A 21069-nucleotide genomic window follows, 5' to 3' on the forward strand; every position below is an offset into this window, starting at 1 on the left:
GCCCGGTACCTATTGCGCTCGGACACGCCAAAGGATTTAGTCGGGCTTCACAATGCTTTGCCGGGCACTGTACAAATAATTTGGCACGTGCCGAATGAAGGGACCGATATTCGTGGCGCAGAAGGTCGTGGTCACTCTCTTTGACGACATCGACGGCTCGGAAGCGGCGGAAACGATCGCCTTCGGACTCGACGGCAAGTCGTACGAGATCGACCTGAATCAAGCCAATGCCGAGAAACTGCGTAAGGCGCTCGAGCCCTACGTGGAGGCCGGCCGCAAGCGGTCGAAGTCGGGCAAGGCCTACCGGCAGACCGAGGTCGCCCCCGACCCCGCCGCCGTCCGCGCCTGGGCGCAGGCCAACAAGATGGACGTCCCGGCCCGCGGGCGCATCCCCAAGAAGGTCTACGAGGCGTTCGGCGAGGCCCAGTAGCGCAGGGACCGGCCCCCGACCGACGGCCGGTCAGCCGCCCCTCGGGAGAACCGACTTGCGCTGCACCCCTCCGGGTCGGCTAGAGTCTGGAGCACGCCGAGGGGCAAGGCCGAAAGGCCCACCTCACGGAGTACATGCGGGTGTAGTTCAGTAGCAGAACATCCCCCTTCCAGGGGGAAGGCGCAGTGTGCAATTCCTGTCACCCGCTCTGCACCGCCGGTCCGGACCACTGTTGTGGATCAGGTAGGCTGGTGCTCGTGCCGATCGGTGGGAGCCGGTCGGAGGCAATGCGGACGTAGCTCAGTTGGTAGAGCGCAACCTTGCCAAGGTTGAGGTCGCGAGTTCGAGCCTCGTCGTCCGCTCTGGAAACAAGCCCCCCGGCTTCGGCCGAGGGGCTTTTTCATGTCCGCGTCCCCACAAGGCCGTCTCCGTCTGACATTTGTCACGCCGAGCAATGACAGCGCGCACTGCTGACCGGCCCCCGGCGCCGGGACGCTGGGGACATGGACACGAACGAACACGTGATTGAGGTCACTGACCTGCGGCGTGTGTACGGGGGCGGGTTCGAGGCGGTGCGCGGAATCACCTTTTCCGTGGACCGCGGCGAGATCTTCGCGCTGCTCGGCACCAACGGCGCGGGCAAGACGTCGACGGTGGAACTGCTGGAGGGGCTCGCGCGGCCGGCCGGCGGCCGGGTGCGGGTGCTCGGGCACGACCCGCACCGGGAACGGGCCGCCGTACGGCCCCGCACGGGCGTGATGCTGCAGGAGGGCGGGTTCCCGTCCGAGCTGACCGTCGCCGAGACCGCGCGGATGTGGGCAGGGTGCGTGAGCGGGGCGCGGCCGGAGGCCGAGGCGCTGGAGCTGGTCGGGCTCGCGGGGCGGACCGGCGTACGCGTCAAGCAGTTGTCCGGGGGTGAGCGGCGGCGCCTGGATCTGGCGCTCGCGCTGCTCGGCCGGCCCGAGGTCCTGTTCCTGGACGAGCCGACGACCGGCCTGGACGCCGAAGGGCGCCGGGACACCTGGGAGTTGGTACGGGCACTGCGCGAGACGGGCACGACGGTGCTGCTGACCACGCACTACCTGGAGGAGGCCGAGGGTCTCGCCGACCGGCTGGCCATCCTCCACGAGGGGCGCATCGCGACGAGCGGCACGCCCGCCGAGGTGACGGCCGCGCAGCCCGGCCGCATCTCCTTCCGGCTGCCCGACGGCTACTTCCTGGGTGACCTGCCGCCGCTCGGCGAGCTGGGCGTGTGCGGGCACGAACTGGAGGGCGGGGTCGTACGGCTGCGGACCCGGGAGCTGCAGCGGGCGGCCACCGCGCTGCTGGTGTGGGCCCAGCGGGAGCGGGTGGAGCTGCCGGGGCTCGACGTGCGGTCGGCCTCGCTGGAGGAGGCGTTCCTCGGGATCGCCCGGGAGCGGGAGGTGACGGCGTGAGCGCGCTCGCCCTCGCTCCGGCCGGGCGACGGCTGCGCGCCCTGGCGCGGGCGGAACTGACCCTGCTGGGACGCAACCGCAGTGCGGTGACCACGGCTCTGCTGGCGCCGCTCGCGCTGCCGTTCAGCGTCCGGCCCGTGCTGGACCAGATGGATCTCAAGGGGACCGGGCTGAACGCCGGCACGGTGATGCTGACGGCGGCGATCGGCTTCTCGTTCCTGTTCTCCGTCTACACCGGCCTGGTGAGCGCCTTCGTCGCCCGCCGTGAGGAACTCGTCCTCAAACGCCTGCGGACCGGCGAACTCGGCGACACCGAGATCCTCCTCGGCACCGCCCTGCCCGCCGCATGCCTCGGCCTGGCCCAGTCGCTGGTGCTGACGCTCGGCTGCGTGCTGTTCCTCGACGCGGGGGCACCGCGGGCGCCGTATCTGACCGTGCTCGGCCTCCTCGTGGGTCTGATGCTGTGCGCCGCGCTGGCCGCGCTCACCGCCTCCTTCACCCGGACCGCGGAGAGCGCCCAGATCACCGCTTTGCCGTTGGTGCTGGTCTCGATGATGGGTTCGGGCATCACGGTCCCGGTCCAGGCGCTGCCCGACCGGCTCGCCTCCGTGTGCGCGCTGCTGCCGCTGTCCCCCGTGATCCGGCTGGTGAGCGGCGGGTTCACCGGACGGCTGAGCGCCGCCGAAGCACTGGCCTCCGCGGCGGTCGCACTGGCCTGGCTCGTGGCCGCGGTGTTTGCTGTACGGCGGTGGTTCCGGTGGGAGCCCCGGCGTTGACGGACGGGGGAGCGGTGCTCGGGCGGATACGGGGATGGCAGCGGCGCCACTGGCGGGAGCGGAGCAAGGCCGAGCGGGTCGAGCTGCAGAGCGTGATCACCTGGTACGTCACGACCTGGCTCTTCTCCGTCTCCTGGCTCGGGCTGCCCCTGGTGGGCGCGCTGGCACGGCGGCCCGCGCCACTGGCCGTCGGCTGCCTGCTGCTCCTCGTCGGCGCCCTGCAGTGCGTCGAGGCCAACCGGCGCACCCGGCCCGTGCTCGACCACTACCTGGGCCGGGCCGCCCTTGCGCCCCACGCGCTGCGCCCCGCCGCCGTGCTGCTCTCCCTGGCGCTGGCCCTGACGCTGGTGCTGGCGTCGCTGGACGGCGCCGACCCGGTGGCCGTCCGGCTCTTCGCCGGCGCCGCGCTGCTGCCCTTCGGGCTGCTGTACGGACTGGTGGCGCCCATCGGGGTGTTCGTGCGCCGGTCCGCCGTGCTCGCCGTCGTGCTGATGGCCGCCTTCGGCGCGTTCGACCACGAGCCCGCCGGGATTCTCATGATCGGGGTCATGACCGTCTTCGGCGCGCTCTTCTCGCTGCTCGCCTGCCGCTGCGGTGCCTGGACCCTGTCCGTGCTGTGGGAGGCCGAGCGGGCCCGCGAGGTCGAGGCCCGGCTCGCCGTCGCCGAGGAGCGGCTGCGGTTCGGGCGCGACCTGCACGACGTGGTGGGACGGAACCTGGCCGTCATTGCGCTCAAGAGCGAACTGGCCGTGCAGTTGGCGCGGCGCGGACGGCCCGAGGCGGTCGAGCAGATGATCGAGGTGCAGCGGATCGCCCAGGAGTCGCAGCGGGAGGTGCGGGAGGTCGTCCGGGGATACCGGAAGGCCGACCTGGGGATCGAACTCGCGGGCGCGCAAGGGGTGTTGAGTGCTGCCGGGATCGAGTGCGAGGTGCGCGGAGCGGCCGCCGAGCTGGCTCCCGAGGTGCAGTCCGCGCTCGGCTGGGTCGTGCGCGAGGCGACGACGAACGTGCTGCGGCACGGCGACACCAGACGGTGCGCGGTCGTCCTGACGGTGGAGGAAGGACGTGTGGTGCTGACCGTGGAGAACGACGGGGCCTCGGCTCCCGCGGGCGCGGGCGGCTCGGGGCTGGCGGGGCTGCGGGAGCGGCTGTCGGCGGTGGGCGGGACCCTGGAGGCCGGCCGGGTCGCAGGAGACCTGTTCCGGGTGGTGGCCGAAGTGCCCGTGCAGGTGAGCGAGGTCACGGCATGACCGGTCCCGTGCGGCTGCTGCTGGCCGACGACGAGCATCTGATCCGGGGTGCGCTGGTCGCGCTGCTCGGGCTGGAGGACGACCTCGTGGTCGTCGCCGAGGCGGCGAGCGGGCCGGAGGCGCTGGCGATGGCGAGGGCGCACGAACCGGACGTGGCCGTGCTGGACCTTCAGATGCCGGGCGCCGACGGTGTGAAGGTCGCCACATCCCTGCGGACCGAACTGCCCGGCTGCCGGGTGCTGATCGTGACCGGTCACGGGCGGCCCGGGCATCTCAAGCGGGCCCTCGCTGCGGGGGTGCGCGGGTTCGTCCCCAAGACGGTGAGCGCCCAGCGCCTCGCCGAGATCATCCGGACCGTGCACTCCGGACAGCGCTACGTCGACCCCGAGTTGGCCGCCGACGCCATCGCCGCCGGGGACTCCCCGCTGACCACGCGGGAGGCCGAGGTGCTGGAACTGGCCGCCGACGGGGCGCCCGTCGCGGAGATCGCCGAGCGAGCCGCGCTGTCGCAGGGGACCGTGCGGAACTATCTCTCGTCGGCGGTCTCGAAGCTCGGTGCGGAGAACCGGCACGCGGCCGTGCGACTCGCACGGGAGCGAGGTTGGGTATAGTTGGCGTCGCGCCACGGCGCACTGCGGACGTAGCTCAGTTGGTAGAGCGCAACCTTGCCAAGGTTGAGGTCGCGAGTTCGAGCCTCGTCGTCCGCTCCACTGCGAAGGCCCCGGTCGAGTCGACCGGGGCCTTCGTCATGGGGTCAGCTCCAGCTGGTGCCCGTCAGACGCTCGTAGGCCTCGATGTACTTCGCCCGCGTCGCGTCCACGACCTGCTGCGGCAGCGGCGGCGGAGGCTGCTCGCTCCTGCGGTCCCAGCCGGACTCCGGCGAGGTCAGCCAGTCCCGCACGAACTGCTTGTCGTACGACGGCTGCGCGCGCCCCGGCTGCCACTGGTCGGCCGGCCAGAACCGGGAGGAGTCCGGGGTGAGGATCTCGTCGGCGAGGACCAGGTTGTCGCCGTCGAAGCCGAACTCGAACTTGGTGTCCGCGAGGATGATGCCGCGGTCGCGGGCGATGTCCCGGCCGCGACCGTAGACGGCGAGGGTGGCCTGGCGCAGCTGGGCCGCGGTGTCGGCGCCGACGCGGCGGGCGACCTCCTCGTACGAGACGTTCTCGTCGTGCTCGCCGACCTCGGCCTTGGTGGCCGGGGTGAAGATCGGGGCGGGCAGCTCGCTGCCGTCGACCAGGCCCTCGGGGAGGGCGAGGCCGCAGACCGTGCGGGAGTCGTTGTACTCCAGCAGACCCGAGCCGGTCAGGTAGCCGCGGGCGACCGCCTCCACCGGGACCATCCGCAGCGACTTGCACACGAGCGTCCGGCCGGCCCAGTCGGCGGGGGCGCCGGCCGGCAGTTCGGTGCTCAGCACGTGGTTGGGGATCAGATCGGCGATCTGGTCGAACCACCACAGGGACAGCTGGGTCAGCACCCGGCCCTTGTCGGTGATTTCCGTCGGCAGCACCCAGTCGAAGGCGGAGATGCGGTCACTGGCGACCATCACGAGGTCACCGGCCTCGTTCTGGTAGAGCTCGCGCACCTTGCCGGTGTGGAGGTGAACCAGGCCCGGAACCTGAAGCGGCTCGGGCTTTTCTACGAATCCGGACACGGTTCCTCCCCGTAGTTCTGTCCTATGGCTCGATTCTCCCGTATGCCGGGGATCGCCCAGGGGGTGGGGTGTGCTCTGGAGGGGCGGTGACGTGGGCGTACGTGAGCTCAGTCACGTTTGCAGATGCGGTCCAGGAGATTGGCGGTGGCGCGCTGGACCCGCTGGTCGACGTGGCCCGGACGGTCCAGGGCGGGCGACCAGGCGAAGGTCCCGGACGCGAACACCAGGGCGCCGGAGGGGGCGCGGTAGAGCGAGGTCTCCTGGTGGCGCAGGACGCCCTCGGATTCGGTGTACGGGGAGTGCGCCAGCAGGATGCGGTCCTCGTGGTCGGGCAGCGGGGTGCGCGGGAAGTAGCGGTCGGCCTCGCCCGCGACCAGGCCCTGGATCGGGTCGCCCTCGTGCGCGCCGGTCGCCTCCCACAGCCAGTGGTCGGCGTTGCGGACGATCAGGGGATGGGGTTCGGGGACCCGGCCCGCGTACTGGATGCCGACCACCTGCTGCTCGGGGCGGTCGATCTCCCGCCACAGGACGGGTTTGCCGGGGCCCTTGCGTTTTCGGCAGGTCAGCAGGCGGTCGGGCACCCCGGACGGGGACGGCCCGAGCTCCACCTGCCAGTACATGGTGTTGGCGGACAGGAAGACCAGGGACGTGCCGTTCTCGCGGGCGATCTCGACGGTGCGGCGCATGTTCGCCGACCAGTACTCGTCGTGCCCGGGGAAGACCAGGCCCCGGTAGCGGGTGGGGTCGACATGGCCCGCATGCAGGTCGCGGGCGTCGGCATAGGCGAGGTCGTAGCCGTAGCGCTCGGCGAAGCGGATGAAGTCGTAGGCGTGGCCCACGTGAAGGGGGAGGCCGGCGCCGGCGTAGGGGCGGTCGAAGGAGACGGTCGTGGCCGCGTCGGACTCGCCGAGGAGACGGCCCTGCTCGTCCCAGGCGTGGTACAGGCTGGCGCCGGTGTGGCCGTCCTCCGGGTAGAGGTTGTACGCCTGCCAGGTCACGTCGGGCAGGAGGAGGAGCAGGTCGGCGGGGTGGTCGTCGCGGACCGTGAAGGGGATGTGGGAGCGGTAGCCGTCGAGGGTGGTCAGGACGGCCACGTACGCCCCGATGCTCCAGTGGCTCGGGATCTGCAGCCGCCACGACAGCCACCAGTGGTGGCAGGAGACTGTGCGGTCGGCGGTGAGCGGCGGGGGCTGCACTATGCCGGAGAGACGGGGGCTGGTGGTGATCTTGGCCGCGCCGTCGCCGCCGTAGTGGCCGATGCGGTAGATGTCCACGGCGAACTCCTGCGGCGGGTCGACCGTGATGTGGAAGTCGACGGCCTGGCCCGGGGCGACCGCGCCGGTGGAGATGAAGCCCTTGATCTGGCGGTGCACGTCGTCGGCGGAGCGTGGGCCGCCGGCGCTCCGGGGGCCCGGGACCCGATGGGTGCCGGGCGTCGGGGGGTGGGCCTGGCCGTCCACGTACCAGGGGACGACCTGCCCGGTGTCGTCGAAGTAGGTGACGTTTCCGCGCAGCCAGGGGACGGGGCCCTGGCCGAAGGGATCGGTGACGGCGTGTGCCAGCGCTCCGGACTCCCAGCGGCGGATCTGCTCCGATCGCTTCCGTTCCATGATCGCTCCCCTCCCTCGTGCCCCCGTGGTCGCGTGTCCTGTGCCGCAAGCCCTTGCCATGTGCCCGATCGGTCCCAGCACATCACATTACGCACGCAGGTGGTCACAGTTCGTTGCGAATTGGCCGAAAGTGGAACAGCCCGTTCCGGTACGGCGGGGAGGGCGGGGTCAGACGAGCCGCACGGGTTTCTCCGGGCGTATGCCGGACTCCCGCAGCCAGGCCCGCAGGGGGGCGGGGTCGCCGTCCTCCACGAGGCTGAGGACCCGGGGGGTGAGGTCGGCGGCCCGGTCGCCGTCGATGAGGAGGGTGGGGCCGTCCAGCCAGTCCAGGCCCGGGGTCGCGCCGGCGGTGTCCATCGCGGCGCAGCAGACCATCGCGGTCACGTGGTCGGTGAGCAGTTCGCGGGCCGTGCGGGGCGGCTGGAGCGGGAAGAGGGGCAGTGCCGTGTCGTCCCAGGGCGCGAGGTCGGCGGCGGTGGGCCGGGGAGCGGGGGCGGCCTCTTCCCGGGCGAGCTGGGCGGTGAGGGCCGCGGCGAGGGCGGCCGCGCGTTCGTTCTCGACCTCGGCATCGTCCTCACCCTCGGGGGGCACGGGAGATCTGGGCGCGGTTCCCCCGCTCTCCGACGGGATGGGGACCGGGACCGGGGGTGTCGACAGGTGGGCCAGGACCCTGGTCAGGGTGGGGCCGTCCGGGGCCGGGGCCGCGGGGTTCGTGGAGCGGGTGACGCCGAGGGTGTCCAGCACCCGGTGCAGGCGGGCCGCGTCCGTGCGCCACTTGCGGTCCACGACCTCCTCCGGGTACTCCTGCCAGTCCACCGGGGACCAGTCCGGGCCGGTCTCCGCGGGGCCGCCGTGGAAGAGCCGGGCGGCGAGAAGGGAGACGGCCTCGTCGACCGCGCCGGGCTCCTCCAGCAGGTCGCAGGCCGGCCGCTCACCCAGACGGGAGGCGAACCCCTCGGCCAGGCGGTCACGGCGGGACAGCTCCGTCAAGGCCGCCACCACCCCCGCGTCCAGCCGGGACGGCCAGCGGCCCATCCGCCACGCGGGCAGCGCCACGCGGGTCAGGAGGCGGTCCCAGCCCGCATAGGCCAGGCCCACCTGTTCCTGGGCGACGATGCGCAGGCCGTAGTCGACGGCCTGTGCGCGCTCCGCCGCCGCGGCCGCAACGCCGCGCTCCATCAGCGCCGCGTGCTCCCGGCAGCTGCGGAGCAGCAGCCGGGCGACCGCGCCGAGTCCGGCGCAGACACCTCGGGTCAGCGGGCAGCGGTTGGGTGTGGAGGCGACGGCCACCGCGGCGTCCAGCCCGCGCACGAAGCGGCGGGCGGCTGCTATGTCGGGGTGGGCGGAGGGGCCGGTACCGGCGACCACCGGGGCGAGGACCGCGCGCAGTTCGCCGACCCGCATCCACCACAGGAACGGCGAGCCGATGACCAGGACGGGGGCCGTGGCCGCCCGGCGGTGCGCGGTGCGCGCCCCGGCTATCTCGTCGCGGTTCTCGTGCTCGGGCGGGCCGTGGGAGGGATGGGTGCGGTCCTCCAGCCAGCTGTCGCAGTCCGGGGTGAGCGCTATCGCGGAGGGGGCCGGCACGTCCAGGCGGTCGGCGAGGTCCCGCACCATCCGGTACAGGTCCGGCGCCGAGTCCTCGGAGACGGGGACGGTCGGGGTCACGGCGGGGCGGGCCCGGGCGACGACCAGGGCGATGACTGCGGCGGCGAGCAGCACGAGGACGGCGACGGGGGTCACCGCCCAGCGGACGGCGTGCCAGAACGGGCCCACGAGATGGCCCGTGGAGTCGCCGGCGAGCAGGATCACGGCGACCGCAGCGGGCAGCAGCGCCACGGCCAGCGCGCGGCTGCGGATGCGCAGCACGGCGAGAGCCCTCGAGCGCGCGGCCTGCGCGCCCGCTTCCACACCCATGCCGGTACCGGTCACCACCGGATCTCACCCCCTCGCCAGCTGTCCTGAATGCCCTGCTGTCCTGGCTTTGGTCACTCCCCCACTGTGGCACCCGACACCGACATCGCAATGCCGGTGGGCCAAGTGCCGGAAAGCTTGCGCCGCACCCTAGTTGGGCCCTCGGCCCCCGTCAGCCGGATGGGGGAGCGGTCACTCGATGGAATGGCTTTGGTCAGAGGTGGATGACGGATAGCGACGATCAGGCCCCTGTTCTTGACTCAGATTCGATGAACGCCGGTGGCAGAACGACGCAGGCCCCGCATCCGAAGACGGACGCGGGGCCGGCGGGGTTCACCCGGGCACACGGGCATACGGGCGTCAGGTGCCCGCCGCCCCGGCCGCGATGTCGGTGCGGTGCTGGGAGCCGTCCAGGTGGATGCGGGAGACCGCCCTGTACGCGCGCTCGCGGGCCTTGGCGAGGTCCTTGCCGGTCGCCGTGACGGACAGGACCCGGCCGCCGGCGCTGACGACCGCGTCGCCGTCGCGCCTGGTGCCGGCGTGCAGGACGTACGCGTGCGGGGCGTCCTCGGCGGCCACCTCGTCGAGGCCGGTGATCGGGTCGCCGGTGCGCGGGGTGCCGGGGTAGTTGTGCGAGGCGACGACCACGGTGACCGCGGCGTCGTCGCTCCAGCGCAGGGGTTCCAGGTCGGCGAGGGTGCCGTTCGCCGCGGCCAGCAGGACGCCGGCCAGCGGCGTCTTCAGGCGGGCCAGGACCACCTGGGTCTCCGGGTCGCCGAAGCGGGCGTTGAACTCGATGACCCGGACGCCGCGGGAGGTGATCGCCAGGCCCGCGTAGAGGAGGCCGGAGAAGGGGGTGCCGCGGCGGCGCATCTCGTCGACGGTCGGCTGCAGGACCGTCTGCAGCACTTCCTCGACCAGCTTCGGGTCGGCCCACGGGAGCGGGGAGTACGCGCCCATGCCGCCGGTGTTGGGGCCCTCGTCGCCGTCGAGGGCGCGCTTGAAGTCCTGGGCGGGCTGGAGCGGGAGGACCGTCTGCCCGTCGGTGACGGCGAAGAGGGAGACCTCGGGGCCGTCCAGGTACTCCTCGATGACGACGCGCTCGCAGGAGTTGGCGTGGGCGCGGGCCGCGTCGAGGTCGGAGGTGACGACGACGCCCTTGCCGGCGGCGAGGCCGTCGTCCTTGACGACGTACGGAGCGCCGAAGGCGTCGAGGGCGGCGTCGACCTCGTCCGGGGCCGTGCAGACGTAGGAGCGGGCCGTGGGGACGCCGGCCCCCGCCATCACGTCCTTCGCGAAGGCCTTGGAGCCCTCGATCTGCGCGGCCTCCTGGGAGGGGCCGAAGACCGGGATGCCCGCCTCGCGCACGGCGTCGGCGACCCCGGCGACGAGCGGGGCCTCCGGGCCCACCACCACGAGGTCGGCGCCGAGCCGTTCGGCCAGGGCGGACACCGCTTTGCCGTCGAGGGCGTCGACCTCGTGCAGCTCGGCCACCTCGGCGATGCCGGCGTTGCCGGGGGCGCAGTGCAGGGCGGTGACGTCGGGATCGTGGGAGAGGGAGTGGCACAGGGCGTGTTCGCGGGCGCCGCTACCGATGACGAGGACCTTCACGGGGGTCAGCCTAACGGGGTTTTTGTGCGGGGTTCCGAGGGGCCGGGCCTTGGCGAGCTGTACTTTCCTCCAAGTCGGGCCCGGCCGCGGTGGGATTCGCCGCCGGCCGCTACTCGTTCGTGAACTCCTCGACCACCGTCGCCCCCAGCTCCCGCACGATCAGCTCGCGGCCGGACAGGGCCGACTCGTTGAGGTCGGGGTCGTCGTCCTCGGGGATGTCGTCCTCGATGGAGACCGGGGGCGGGGGCTCCGGAGCGGTGGGCCGGGCCGCCGGGGACGGACTCGGGCCCGGGCCCGGTGAGAAGGACGCGGAAGGGGCGGTCGGCGCGGACTGGGCGGGCGCCGGGCGCTGGGCGGTGGCGGTACCGCCGTAGCCGCCCGCCCCACCGCCGCCGTAGGCAACCGGGCCGGCGCCGGCGGGGCCACCGCCGCCGCCCGCGCCGTAGCCGCCGCCGAAGCCGGAGGGCCCGGTGGGGCCGCCCGACGGCGGCGGGCCGGAGCCGCCGCTCGGGTCGACGACCGGCTCGATCTTCCACTGGACGTTGAACTGCTCGGCCAGCGCGGCCTTCAGGACGTCCTCGCTGCCGCTGCTGACGAAGTTGTCGCGGGCGCCGGCGTTGACGAAGCCGAGTTGCAGGGTGGTGCCGTCGAAGCCGGCCACCTGGGCGTTCTGGCTGAGCAGGATCCAGGTGAAGCGGCGGCGGTTCTTGACCGCTTCGAGGATGTTCGGCCAGAGCATGCGGGGGTCGAGCCCGCCGCTCGGCGGGGCGTAGCCCTGGGCCGCCGGGTCGGGCGCGGGGGCCGCGGCCGGAGCCGGCGCCTGGGCGCCGGGCGTGGCCGCCGGGGGCTGTCCGGCACCGCCGCCCGCCGGGGCCGCCGTGGGCCAGCCACCGGGCCGGCGGCCGCCGCCCGCGGAGGCGGCGGTGGGCCAGGCGCCGGGGGCGGAGGCGGCGGCAGGAGCCGGAGCGGCCGCAGCCGGCATGGGCGGCGGCGAGGACTGGGGCTGAGGCGCCGGCTCCGGTGCCTGCTGAGGCTGGGGCGCCGCGGGGGACGGCACGGCGGGGCCCGCCTGCCCGGGAGCACCCGCTCCCGCTCCAGGGCCCGGCCCCGCGGCGCCGGGCGCGCCCGAAGCCCGTACCGCCGCACGGGCCGCGGCGGGGCCCCCACCGGGCTGCACGGGGGCGCCTACGGGCGTTCCAGGGCCTGCGGGGCCGCCGGGACCCCCTGGGCCGCCCTGGCCGCCCGGCGCCGCTCCCGCGTGCGCCTCGGGGCCCGGGGCGTAGCCCGCCGTGGGCAGTGCGCCGCCGGCCGAGAAGTTCACGCCCCGCTCCAGGCGGTCGAGGCGGGCCATCACCGCCCGCTCGTCCCCGTACGCGGCTGGCAGCAGCACGCGCGCGCAGATCAGCTCCAGCTGGAGGCGGGGCGAGTTGGCGCCGCGCATCTCGGTCAGGCCCTCGTTGACCAGGTCGGCGGCGCGGCTGAGCTCGGCGGCGCCGAATGTGCTCGCCTGTGCCTGCATCCGCTCGATGACGTCGACGGGGGCGTCGATGAGGCCCTTCTCGGCGGCGTCCGGCACGGCAGCGAGGATGACCAGGTCGCGCAGCCGCTCCAGCAGGTCGGCGACGAAGCGGCGCGGGTCGTTGCCGCCCTCGATGACACGGTCCACGACCTCGAAGGCGGCGGCGCCGTCACCGGTGGCGAAGGCCTCGACGACGGAGTCGAGGAGCGAGCCGTCCGTGTAGCCGAGGAGGGAGGTGGCCATGGCGTATGTCACACCATCCTCCCGCGCTCCGGCGAGCAGCTGGTCCATGACCGACATGGAGTCACGCACGGAGCCCTGACCGGCCCGGACGACGAGCGGCAGGACGCCGTCCTCGACGGGGATGTCCTCCTTGCCGCACACCTCACCGAGGTAGTCGCGCAGGGTCCCCGGCGGCACCAGCCGGAACGGATAGTGATGGGTTCGGGAGCGGATCGTCCCGATGACCTTCTCGGGCTCGGTCGTGGCGAAGATGAACTTGAGGTGCTCCGGGGGCTCCTCGACGACCTTCAGCAGCGCGTTGAAGCCCGCCGACGTGACCATGTGCGCCTCGTCGATGATGTAGATCTTGTAGCGACTGGCGGCGGGGCCGAAGAAGGCCTTCTCGCGCAGTTCACGGGCGTCGTCCACACCACCGTGCGAGGCCGCGTCGATCTCGATGACGTCGATGGAGCCGGGGCCGTTGCGCGCCAGGTCGCGGCAGGACTGGCACTCGCCGCACGGGGTGGGCGTGGGGCCCTGCTCGCAGTTCAGACAGCGCGCCAGGATGCGGGCGCTCGTCGTCTTGCCGCAGCCGCGCGGACCGCTGAACAGGTACGCGTGATTGACCCGGTTGTTGCGCAGCGCCTGCTGCAACGGGTCGGTGACATGCTCCTGCCCGATGACCTCGGCGAACGACTCCGGGCGATAGCGGCGGTACAGCGCGAGAGACGACACGCCTACGAGGTTATAGGCGCCCACTGACAAGCCGACCCGCTCGGGAACGCAAGCGCCCCCCACGCACCCGCCAGAGCCGACCTACCCTTGCTGCCTTCCGGCCCTGGGGGAGTTCAGTCAGATAGCGCCGCGTGAGGGGCTGCGCACAGGCTACCTGATCCGAGGGGGTGGGAACGAGTTCGCGAGCACTCCTCTCGGTCATGTAATGTTTCCGGCGGAGGATTCGCCTAGAGGCCTAGGGCGCACGCTTGGAAAGCGTGTTGGGGGCAACCCCTCACGAGTTCGAATCTCGTATCCTCCGCCGGCCCAGAGGCCCGGACCGCGTCAGCGGTCCGGGCCTCTGGCGTTTCGCCCGGCCCCAAGGGCCGTCGTTCCTCACGTACCGCCCGGCTGGCACCGGGGGCACCACACCGTGCCCCGGCCTCCCACGCGCGTGCGCCGCAGCGGGGTGCCGCAGCGCGGGCAGTGGGGGTCGGGGGCGTCGCGGTGGCCGGTGAGCCAGGAGGTGCGGGGCGGGACGCGGCCGGTCGGGACGGCGGCGCGCAGGGTGCGGCGCATCTGGGTGTGGAGGTGGCGGCGGTCGGCCTCGGTGAGGTCGCTCACAGAAGCCGTGGGGCGCAGGCCGGCCCGCCACAGGATCTCGTCGGCCAGCAGGTTGCCCAGGCCCGCCAGGACGGACTGGTCGGTCAGCGCCGTCTTGACGCTTCCGCGGCGGGAGGCCAGCGCCGCCTCGAACGCCCCGCGGTCCACCGTCAGCGCGTCCGGGCCCAGTCCCGCCAGCAGCCGGGCCGTCTCCGCGTCGTCGTGCGCCAGCCACAGGCCCCGGAGCTTGCGCTGGTCCCGGTAGCGCAGCTCGCGGTCGCGGGGCAGCGTGAACAGGACCCGGTCGTGAGGGTCCGGGTCGTCGTCCGGGCGGGCGCACACCAGCAGGCCGGTCATGCCGAAGTGGAGCAGCACGGTGGGGCCGCCGGTGTGCGCGAGCAGCCACTTGCCGTGCCGTTCCGGCTTGGTGAACCGGCGGCCCTCCAGCGCGTCGCGCAGGCCGCGCGCGCTCACCCCGTGCAGCACGCCTGCGTCCCGTACCTGGACGCGCCGGATCGTCCTGCCCTCGGCGCAGGACTCCAGCACCTTCCGGAATCCCTCGACGTCCGGCAGTTCGGGCATGGCGGCCTCCCGGCGGCAGGGGGTACCGGGTACCCCCCACGCCGGGCTGCCACCCGTGTCAGCGCCGGTGCGGCTCCCGCACCACCGCGACCTCGCCGGCCGGTACGGCGACGGTGTCGCCCACGGGCTTGCCGGTGAGCAGTTCGACCGCTCCCGGCGCGACGGGGACCGTCGCGTCCGCCGTGCCGTGGTTGATCAGGAACAGGTAGTCGGCCTCCGGCCCGCGCCGCAGCACCGCCTCGACTCCGGCGGGAGCCGTGCGGACGGCCGTCACACCCGCCTCCGCGCGGACGCGGTCCAGCAGGTCCGCCAGGGTCGCCGGGTCGGGCCGCGTGGACAGGTACCAGGCGCTGCCGGTGCCGTGCGCGTTGCGGGTCACCGCCGGGACTCCGGCCAGCGGGCCCGTCGTGTACGACGTCACCGCCTCCGCGCCCTCCAGCCGTACCCGCTCCGACCACAGGGTGCCGGTGCCGCCGTCGCTCAGGGCCACCGTCTGCCCGGGCAGCAGCGGGAACAGCTCGTCGGTCCGCACGCCGAGTGCCTCGCGGAACGCTCCCGGGTAACCGCCCAGCCGTACATGGCAGTTCGCGTCGACCATGCCGCTGTGGAAGCCGACGGCGAGGGTGCCGCCGCGCTCCGCGAACGCGGTGAGGTTGGCCGCGCCCTCGTCGTCGACGAGGTAGAGGCTGGGGGCCAGCACGAGCCGGTACGGCGACAGGTCGGCGTCCGGGCGTACGAAGTCCACGGCCACGCCCGCGCGCCACAGCGGCTCGTACCAGTCCCGCACCAGGTCCTGGTAGTGCAGTTCGCCGCTCGGCTGCGAGGGCAGTTCCATGGCCCAGCGGGCGTTCCAGTCCCAGACCACGGCCACCTCGGCCGGCGTGGTGCTGCCGCGCACCTCCGCGAGCGCCCGCAGGTCCGCGCCGAGCTGCACGACGTCCCGCCAGATCTGGCTGTCGGTGCCGGCGTGCGGGAGCATCGCCGAGTGCCACTGCTCGGCGCCCGCCTTGGCGGCCCGCCACTGGAAGTAGGCGATGCCGTCGGCGCCGCGGGCGACGTGGGCGAGGGCGTTGCGGCGCAACTCCCCCGCCGTCTTGGCCCGGTTGACGGGCTGCCAGTTGACCGCGCCCGTGGAGTGCTCCATCAGCAGCCAGGGGCCGCCGGCCAGGGAGCGGACCAGGTCGCCGCTGAGCGCGATGTCGATCTCGGACTCGGGGTCGGCGGACTGGAGGTAGTGGTCGTTGGAGACGATGTCCAGCTCCGGTGCCCAGCGCCAGTAGTCGAGGGCGTCGAAGTTGTACATCACCATGAAGTTGGTGGTGGCCGGGGTGTCCGGGGCCGCCTCGCGCAGGACGTCGCGCTCCGCCTCGTACAGCGAGAGCAGGGCGTCGCTGCAGAAGCGGCGCCAGTCCAGCCGGTGGGTGGGGTTGGGGACCGCGCCGGTCGCGCGCGGGGGCAGGATCTGGTCCCAGTCGTAGTACCACTGGCTCCAGAAGGTGGTGCCCCAGGCGTTGTTGAGGGCGTCCAGGCTCGCGTAGCGGTCCTGGAGCCAGGCGCGGAACGCCTCCGCGCTGGTGTCGCAGAAGCACTCGGCGTTGTGGCAGCCGTACTCGTTGTGGACGTGCCACATCACGACCGCCGGGTGGTCCGCGTACCGCCGGGCCAGCTCGCCGACCATGCGCAGGGCCGCCTCCCGGTAGGCCGGGCTGCTCGGGCAGAACGTCTGGCGGCTGCCGTACGACAGCCTGCGGCCGTCCCCGTCCACCGGCAGGGCGTCCGGGTGGGCGACGAAGAACCAGGCGGGCGGGGCCGCGGTCGGGGTCGCGAGGTCGGCGGCGATGCCGTGGGCGTGCAGCAGGTCGAGGACGCGGTCGAGGCGGGAGAAGTCGTAGGTGCCCTCGGAGGGTTCCAGCAGCGCCCAGGAGAAGATGTTGACGCTGACCATGGTGACCCCGGCCTCGGCCATCAGCCGCATGTCCTCGGCCCAGACCTCCTCGGGCCACTGCTCGGGGTTGTAGTCGCCGCCGTAGGCGATGCCCGGGACGTTCAGGGCGCGGGTCATCGGGCACCTCCGGAGAGCAGTCGGCGCGTGGTGCTGACGCCCCACTCGTCCAGGGAGAGCAGCCGGTCGCTGGAGGCCATCAGGCCGCCGGTCGCCTCCACGTGGGCCGCCCAGCGCTCGCGGGTCTCCACGGCGGGGCGGGCCATCAGGCAGTCGGGGTCGTTGGTCCACAGCCGGCCGTGCTGCCACTGGCGGCCCACGCCGGTGAACTCGGCCGGGTCCTGGCCGGGCTGGCTGTAGTCGTCGGCCTCGGGGCGGCGGTGCGGGGCCGTGTCGGGGCTGACCCGCATCGCGTCGAACAGGCCGATGGAGGGCAGGATCGGCGCCCCGCAGCCCAGCAGGTAGGCGTCGGCGCCGATCGCCTCGCGGATCAGGCGGATGCCGTCGCGGTACGCGGTCAGGGCGTCGACGTCCTCGTGCCGCACGCCGTCCAGCGCGCCCGCGTAGAGGAAGTCGACCTTGAAGTAGTCGTAGCCCTCGGAGCGCAGCGTGCGGAAGACGTCCGCCAGGTACGCCGCGGCCTCGGGGTGGGTGGTGTCCAGCACCCGCAGGTCGTGGCCCCAGTTGCGGCCGGCGTGCGTGAAGCCGCCGTCGGCGGAGCGGACCAGCCAGTCGGGGTGCTCGGTGGCCAGGTCGCTCGCCGGGTCCACCAGGAAGGGGGCCGTCCAGATGCCGGCCCGGCGGCCGCGCGCCCGGATGGCGTCCGCGATGCCCTCGCGGGAGCGGAAGCGGCCGGAGAGGGTGAGCCAGTCGCCGAGGGCCTTCTGGTAGCCGTCGTCGATCTGGACCACGTCGATGGGCAGGTCGAGGGTGTCCATCGCACGGAGGTTCTCGTGGATGTCGTCCTCGGTGACGTTCGTGAAGTACTCGTACCAGGAGCACCAGACGGTGGGGGCCGGCCGCGGCGGCTCCAGGCCGAGGCTGTCGGCCCAACCGCCCAGCACGTCCTGGATGCCGGTGCCCGTCCACTCCTTCACCGGGCCGTCGGCGACGACCTCCGCGAGGCCGTCCGTCACCGTCAGGCGGATGGACGGGACCTCGCCGGTGGGGTCGACGGCCGCCCACAGCCGGGTCGGTGAGCCGTCGCCGGGGTCGAGCGCCAGCAGCCCCTCGCCCTGGAAGCCGCCCTCCGGGACGGTGACGCCGGGGCGGTAACAGACGGTCGCCCAGTTGTCGTTGGTCGGGCGGTACGGCCGGTCACCGGGGGCGTAGGCCCCGCTGGGGCTCCAGGACTGCCAACCCTCCTCGTGGACCCGGGCGTTGAGCGGGTCCACGGGGAGAGAGGCGACGGGGGTGAAGGGGTGGTGCACGGGGGTCTCTTTCACAAAGGGGGCGTCAGCCCTTGTTGGCGCCCAGGGTGAGGCCGCTGACGAACTGCCGTTGCAGGACGAAGTACACGATCAGGGTGGGGATCGCGGTGAGCAGGGCGCCGGCGGCGACGAGGTTGGGGTCGGTGAAGTACTGCCCGGAGAGGTTGTTCAACGCGCTGGTGATCGGCATGTTCTCGCCGGTGGAGATCAGCACGATGGCCCAGAAGAAGTCGTTGTAGATCCAGATGGACAGCAACGTCGCCAGGGCGGCCATGGCCGGCTTGCACAGCGGGAGCACGATCTGCCAGTACTGGCGCCACACCGACGCGCCGTCCACCAGGGCGGCCTCGGTCAGCTCGTGCGGCAGCATCCGCATGTAGTTGGACAGCACGAAGGCGCAGAACCCGGACTGGAACGCGACATGGATCAGCACCAGGCCGAGCGCGGAGTCGTACAGCTTGCCGCTGGCCGTGACGCCGGGCAGGTCGATGAGCAGGTACATCCGGTACAGCGGGGTGATGATGACCTGCTGGGGCAGCAGGTTGCCGGCGGTGAAGACCAGCAGCAGCGCGATGTTGAGGCGGAAGTCGAATCGGCTGACGTAGAACGCGACCATCGACGACAGCAGCAGGGTCAGCAGCACGGCCGGCACCGCGATGATCAGCGTGTTGCCGAAGTAGTGCAGCATGTCCGACTGCTCGAAGGCGTTCTTGAAGTTGTCGAACGTCAGCTTGTCCGGCCAGGACACATAGCCCTTGTCGCTGGTCTCCGAATACGGCCGCAGCGCGGCGAAGATCGCCCACACCAGGGGGGCGAGCCAGGCCAGCGAGGTGGTGACGAGGAAGACGTGCAGCAGGATCCGGGCCGGGCGGACGGGGGTGCGCTGTTTGGTGACGACAGCCGTGCTCATGCGCGCCGCTCCTTCCGGAAGGTCGCGATCAGGTAGGGGATGATGACCGCGAGGGAGATCACCAGCAGGACGACGGCGATCGCGGAGCCGTAACCGATGCGGCTGGACTCGCCGATGATGTTGTTGGTGATCAGGATCGACAGCAACTCGGTGCCCTGGGCGCCCTTGTTGAAGACGAAGACCAGGTCGAAGGCGCGCAGCGCCTCGATGATCGTGACCACCAGGACGACGGTGTTGGTGGGGCGCAGCGTGGGGAAGATGACGTTCTTGAACGTCTGCCACTCGTTCGCCCCGTCAAGGGAGGAGGCCTCGCGCAGGGAGGGGTCGACGCCCTTCAGGCCGGCGAGGTAGAGGATCATCATGTAGCCGGTGTGCCGCCAGGACGCGGCGACCAGCACGGCCCACAGGTTCAGGTGCGGGTCGCCGATCCAGTCGATGTAGTGGCCGGGCTTGTTGGCCCCGATGAGGCTGTTGATCAGGCCGGTGTCGGGGTTGTAGACCAGCTGCCACACGAAGCCGGTGACCGCGAGGGAGACCACGACCGGCAGGAAGTAGGCGGTCTGGTAGACCCGGGAGAAGCGGATCTTCTTGTCCAGCTGGACGGCCAGGAACAGGCCCATCGGCGTGGGGATGAGGATGAGCACGACGAACCAGATGATGTTGTGCTCGACCGCGGGCCAGAACTGCGGGTTGTCGCTGAAGAGTTGTTTGAAGTTGTCGAGGCCCACCCATTTGATGGAGTCGAAGCCGATGCCGTCCCAGCTGGTGAAGGCCAGGAAGATCGACGCGATGGCGGTGACCCAGACCAGGGCCACGTGGAGGACCGTCGGCACGCCCGCCATGAAGGCGAGCGTGACGCGGTCGCGGCGGGTCAGCAGGCGCTTGTGGCCCCGCGGGACCCGCTTGTCGACAGGCGCGGGGCCCGGAGACGGCTGGGGGGCCGTCTCCGGGCTCGTGGTGGTGATGTCGGCGCTCATCAGGACGCGAAGATCGTCTTCTTCTGGCGTTCGATCGAGGCCAGCAGGCTGTCGACGCCCTTGGGGTTCTGCAGGAACTTCTGCAGCGAGGGCTGCATCACCGTGGAGGTGAAGTCCGGCCGGGAGTCGCGGTCCATGAACTGCGTCAGGCTCTTGGCGTTGGAGATCATCTCGAACGCCTTCTTCTGCAGCGGCGAGTAGGAGGCGGTGGAGGCCTTGTTGGAGGCGGCCACCACGCTCGGGTCGCCCTTGAGGTAGAGCTCCTCCGCGCCCGGGGTGCCCAGGTACTCCATCAGCTTGAGCATGCCCGCCTTGTTCTTGGGCGCCTTGGAGACCATGAAGCCGTCGGTGGGTGCCTCCACGGTGTCCTGCCCGTGGGCGGAGTTGATCTCCGGGAAGGCGAAGAAGTCCAGGTCGTCGAGGTCGGCCTTGTTGGTGAACTGCTGGGCCACGAAGGTGCCAAGCAGGTACATGCCGGCCTTCTTCGACACCAGGGTCTGGGCGGCGTCCTGCCAGGTGCGGCCCATGAAGCCGTCCTGGTGGTAGGGCAGCAGCTCGGCCCAGTGGTCGAAGACGGCCTTGACCTTGGCGTCGGTCCAGGCGGCCTTGCCCGCCATCAGCTCGACGTGGAAGTCGTAGCCGTTCAGGCGGAAGTTGATCTGGTCGAAGGTGCCCATCGCCGGCCAGGCGTCCTTGTCACCGAAGGCGATCGGGACCAGGCCGTCCTTCTTCATCTTCTTGCACAGGGCGACCAACTCGTCCCACGTGGTGGGGACCTGGTAGCCCTTCGCCTGGAAGACGCTCTTGCGGTAGAAGATCGCCCACGGGTACGTGGTCATCGGCACGAAGTAGTACTTGCCGTCCTCGCCCTTGCTGAGCTTCTTCATGGCGTCGGGGAAGTTGCCCCCGATCTTGTCCCACACGTCGTCGATCGGGGAGGCGAGGCCCTTCTTGGCGAAGAACTGCATCCGGTAGCCCGCGAACCACTTGAACACGTCGTCCGGCGTGCCCTGGAGGTAGGAGTTGATCTGCTCCTGGAAGGTGTTGTGGTCCTTGGTGTTGACGTCGACCGTGATGCCCGACTGCTTCTTGAAGGCGTCGTAGACGGCCGCGTACGCCTTCTTCGGCACCGCATCCGAGTCGTTGGAACCGACGCTGACGGTCTTGGAATCCGACCCGCTGCTGCTGCTGCCACACGCGCTCAGCAGCGGAATACCGGCACCCGCGAGCAGCGCGGCACCGCCCACGCCGCGCAGCACACTGCGCCGGCTGGTGGAGGGAAGAGAGAGACCCGAGGGGGAGAGGTCCATGTACGGCTCCTGAAGGCAGGGTTCGGCCACAACTGCGCCATGTCGAAACAAGTCGAAACCGACCAGAAATCAACTCGACCGAACATCGTGGCGGTAATAACAGCGTCATGTCCGCTCATGGGTCAATAGCTGCCCAAGAGCTTTGTGGAAACGTGACCGACACGTTTTTGATCGATCTC

At 71.9% G+C, this 21069-nt stretch carries 16 protein-coding genes, 4 tRNA genes and 1 other RNA gene; 9 read left to right on the plus strand and 12 right to left on the minus strand.

All coding sequences use genetic code 11. From position 1 onward, the window contains the following. Nucleotides 1-112: 112 nt before the first annotated feature. The 8 genes from FBY22_RS40050 (at nucleotide 113) to FBY22_RS40085 (ending at nucleotide 4602) form a co-directional block, all read left to right on the plus strand. Nucleotides 113-430 carry an Lsr2 family protein gene (locus FBY22_RS40050; RefSeq protein ID WP_058924446.1) on the plus strand — a complete coding sequence of 106 codons (318 nt, stop codon included), beginning with the start codon at nucleotides 113-115 and terminating at the stop codon, nucleotides 428-430. Between the two features lie 136 nt (nucleotides 431-566). Continuing rightward, a tRNA-Gly gene (locus tag FBY22_RS40055) sits at nucleotides 567-638 on the plus strand. Nucleotides 639-719: 81 nt separating this feature from the next. Next, nucleotides 720-792, plus strand: a tRNA-Gly gene (locus tag FBY22_RS40060). A gap of 141 nt (nucleotides 793-933) precedes the next feature. Beyond that, nucleotides 934-1866, plus strand: a complete 933-nt coding sequence (locus FBY22_RS40065; RefSeq protein WP_142153342.1) for an ABC transporter ATP-binding protein — start codon at nucleotides 934-936, stop codon at nucleotides 1864-1866. Then, the gene (locus FBY22_RS40070) at nucleotides 1863-2642 is read left to right on the plus strand and encodes an ABC transporter permease (protein WP_142153344.1); all 780 of its coding nucleotides are present in this window, start codon (nucleotides 1863-1865) and stop codon (nucleotides 2640-2642) included. The genes FBY22_RS40065 and FBY22_RS40070 overlap by 4 nt, the downstream gene beginning before the upstream one ends. Further along, the gene (locus tag FBY22_RS40075) at nucleotides 2639-3892 is read left to right on the plus strand and encodes a sensor histidine kinase (RefSeq protein ID WP_260845368.1); all 1254 of its coding nucleotides are present in this window, start codon (nucleotides 2639-2641) and stop codon (nucleotides 3890-3892) included. The genes FBY22_RS40070 and FBY22_RS40075 overlap by 4 nt, the downstream gene beginning before the upstream one ends. Beyond that, nucleotides 3889-4503, plus strand: coding sequence for a response regulator transcription factor (locus tag FBY22_RS40080; protein ID WP_142153346.1), 615 nt, complete (start codon nucleotides 3889-3891; stop codon nucleotides 4501-4503). Before FBY22_RS40075 ends, FBY22_RS40080 begins: the two co-directional genes overlap by 4 nt. 23 nt (nucleotides 4504-4526) lie before the next feature. Then, nucleotides 4527-4602 (plus strand) — tRNA-Gly (locus FBY22_RS40085). 44 nt (nucleotides 4603-4646) lie between these two features. Here the strand turns inward: FBY22_RS40085 and FBY22_RS40090 are convergent. From FBY22_RS40090 to ffs, 6 genes are all read right to left on the minus strand, one after another. After that, a complete protein-coding gene (locus FBY22_RS40090; RefSeq protein ID WP_142153348.1) occupies nucleotides 4647-5546 on the minus strand; it encodes a phosphoribosylaminoimidazolesuccinocarboxamide synthase in 900 nt (299 codons plus the stop codon). Nucleotides 5547-5653: 107 nt separating this feature from the next. Next, nucleotides 5654-7156, minus strand: a complete 1503-nt coding sequence (locus FBY22_RS40095; protein WP_142153350.1) for a N,N-dimethylformamidase beta subunit family domain-containing protein — start codon at nucleotides 7154-7156, stop codon at nucleotides 5654-5656. A gap of 168 nt (nucleotides 7157-7324) precedes the next feature. After that, nucleotides 7325-9073 carry a hypothetical protein gene (locus FBY22_RS40100; protein WP_174267454.1) on the minus strand — a complete coding sequence of 583 codons (1749 nt, stop codon included), beginning with the start codon at nucleotides 9071-9073 and terminating at the stop codon, nucleotides 7325-7327. Between the two features lie 357 nt (nucleotides 9074-9430). Further along, entirely contained in the window at nucleotides 9431-10681 is a 1251-nt protein-coding gene (purD, locus tag FBY22_RS40105; protein WP_142153352.1) for a phosphoribosylamine--glycine ligase, read from the minus strand. A 109-nt stretch (nucleotides 10682-10790) separates the two neighbouring features. Beyond that, nucleotides 10791-13157, minus strand: a complete 2367-nt coding sequence (locus FBY22_RS40110) for a DNA polymerase III subunit gamma and tau (RefSeq protein WP_142153354.1) — start codon at nucleotides 13155-13157, stop codon at nucleotides 10791-10793. A 45-nt stretch (nucleotides 13158-13202) separates the two neighbouring features. Continuing rightward, an RNA gene (ffs, locus tag FBY22_RS40115) (signal recognition particle sRNA small type) lies at nucleotides 13203-13301 on the minus strand. A 72-nt stretch (nucleotides 13302-13373) separates the two neighbouring features. On the opposite strand from ffs, the gene FBY22_RS40120 reads away from it, so the two are divergent. Continuing rightward, nucleotides 13374-13458, plus strand: a tRNA-Ser gene (locus FBY22_RS40120). Between the two features lie 74 nt (nucleotides 13459-13532). On the opposite strand, the gene FBY22_RS40125 is transcribed toward FBY22_RS40120, so the two are convergent. The 6 genes from FBY22_RS40125 to FBY22_RS40150 are packed head-to-tail and all read right to left on the minus strand — an operon-like array spanning nucleotide 13533 to nucleotide 20890. Next, the gene (locus FBY22_RS40125) at nucleotides 13533-14321 is read right to left on the minus strand and encodes an Fpg/Nei family DNA glycosylase (RefSeq protein WP_142153356.1); all 789 of its coding nucleotides are present in this window, start codon (nucleotides 14319-14321) and stop codon (nucleotides 13533-13535) included. A gap of 58 nt (nucleotides 14322-14379) precedes the next feature. Beyond that, nucleotides 14380-16383, minus strand: a complete 2004-nt coding sequence (locus FBY22_RS40130; RefSeq protein ID WP_142153358.1) for a beta-galactosidase — start codon at nucleotides 16381-16383, stop codon at nucleotides 14380-14382. After that, a complete protein-coding gene (locus tag FBY22_RS40135) occupies nucleotides 16380-17693 on the minus strand; it encodes a glycoside hydrolase family 36 protein (protein ID WP_142154623.1) in 1314 nt (437 codons plus the stop codon). Before FBY22_RS40135 ends, FBY22_RS40130 begins: the two co-directional genes overlap by 4 nt. Nucleotides 17694-17718: 25 nt before the next feature. Continuing rightward, nucleotides 17719-18603, minus strand: a complete 885-nt coding sequence (locus FBY22_RS40140; RefSeq protein WP_142153360.1) for a carbohydrate ABC transporter permease — start codon at nucleotides 18601-18603, stop codon at nucleotides 17719-17721. Further along, complete coding sequence (locus FBY22_RS40145; RefSeq protein ID WP_142153362.1) at nucleotides 18600-19580, minus strand: carbohydrate ABC transporter permease; 981 nt, start codon at nucleotides 19578-19580, stop codon at nucleotides 18600-18602. The genes FBY22_RS40140 and FBY22_RS40145 overlap by 4 nt, the downstream gene beginning before the upstream one ends. Further along, nucleotides 19580-20890 carry an ABC transporter substrate-binding protein gene (locus FBY22_RS40150; protein WP_142153364.1) on the minus strand — a complete coding sequence of 437 codons (1311 nt, stop codon included), beginning with the start codon at nucleotides 20888-20890 and terminating at the stop codon, nucleotides 19580-19582. The genes FBY22_RS40145 and FBY22_RS40150 overlap by 1 nt, the downstream gene beginning before the upstream one ends. Nucleotides 20891-21069: the final 179 nt, after the last annotated feature.

This window comes from Streptomyces sp. SLBN-31, assembly GCF_006715395.1.
GTDB lineage: Bacteria > Actinomycetota > Actinomycetes > Streptomycetales > Streptomycetaceae > Streptomyces.

Excerpts from the sequence above, each read along its gene's own strand:
- FBY22_RS40065 (WP_142153342.1), top strand. The coding sequence starts at position 934 with ATGGACACGAACGAACACGTGATTGAGGTCACTGACCTGCGGCGTGTG.
- FBY22_RS40080 (WP_142153346.1), top strand. The coding sequence starts at position 3,889 with ATGACCGGTCCCGTGCGGCTGCTGCTGGCCGACGACGAGCATCTGATC.
- FBY22_RS40095 (WP_142153350.1), bottom strand. The coding sequence starts at position 7,156 with ATGGAACGGAAGCGATCGGAGCAGATCCGCCGCTGGGAGTCCGGAGCG.
- FBY22_RS40100 (WP_174267454.1), bottom strand. The coding sequence starts at position 9,073 with ATGGGTGTGGAAGCGGGCGCGCAGGCCGCGCGCTCGAGGGCTCTCGCC.
- FBY22_RS40125 (WP_142153356.1), bottom strand. The coding sequence starts at position 14,321 with ATGCCCGAACTGCCGGACGTCGAGGGATTCCGGAAGGTGCTGGAGTCC.
- FBY22_RS40130 (WP_142153358.1), bottom strand. The coding sequence starts at position 16,383 with ATGACCCGCGCCCTGAACGTCCCGGGCATCGCCTACGGCGGCGACTAC.
- FBY22_RS40140 (WP_142153360.1), bottom strand. The coding sequence starts at position 18,603 with ATGAGCACGGCTGTCGTCACCAAACAGCGCACCCCCGTCCGCCCGGCC.
- FBY22_RS40145 (WP_142153362.1), bottom strand. The coding sequence starts at position 19,580 with ATGAGCGCCGACATCACCACCACGAGCCCGGAGACGGCCCCCCAGCCG.
- FBY22_RS40150 (WP_142153364.1), bottom strand. The coding sequence starts at position 20,890 with ATGGACCTCTCCCCCTCGGGTCTCTCTCTTCCCTCCACCAGCCGGCGC.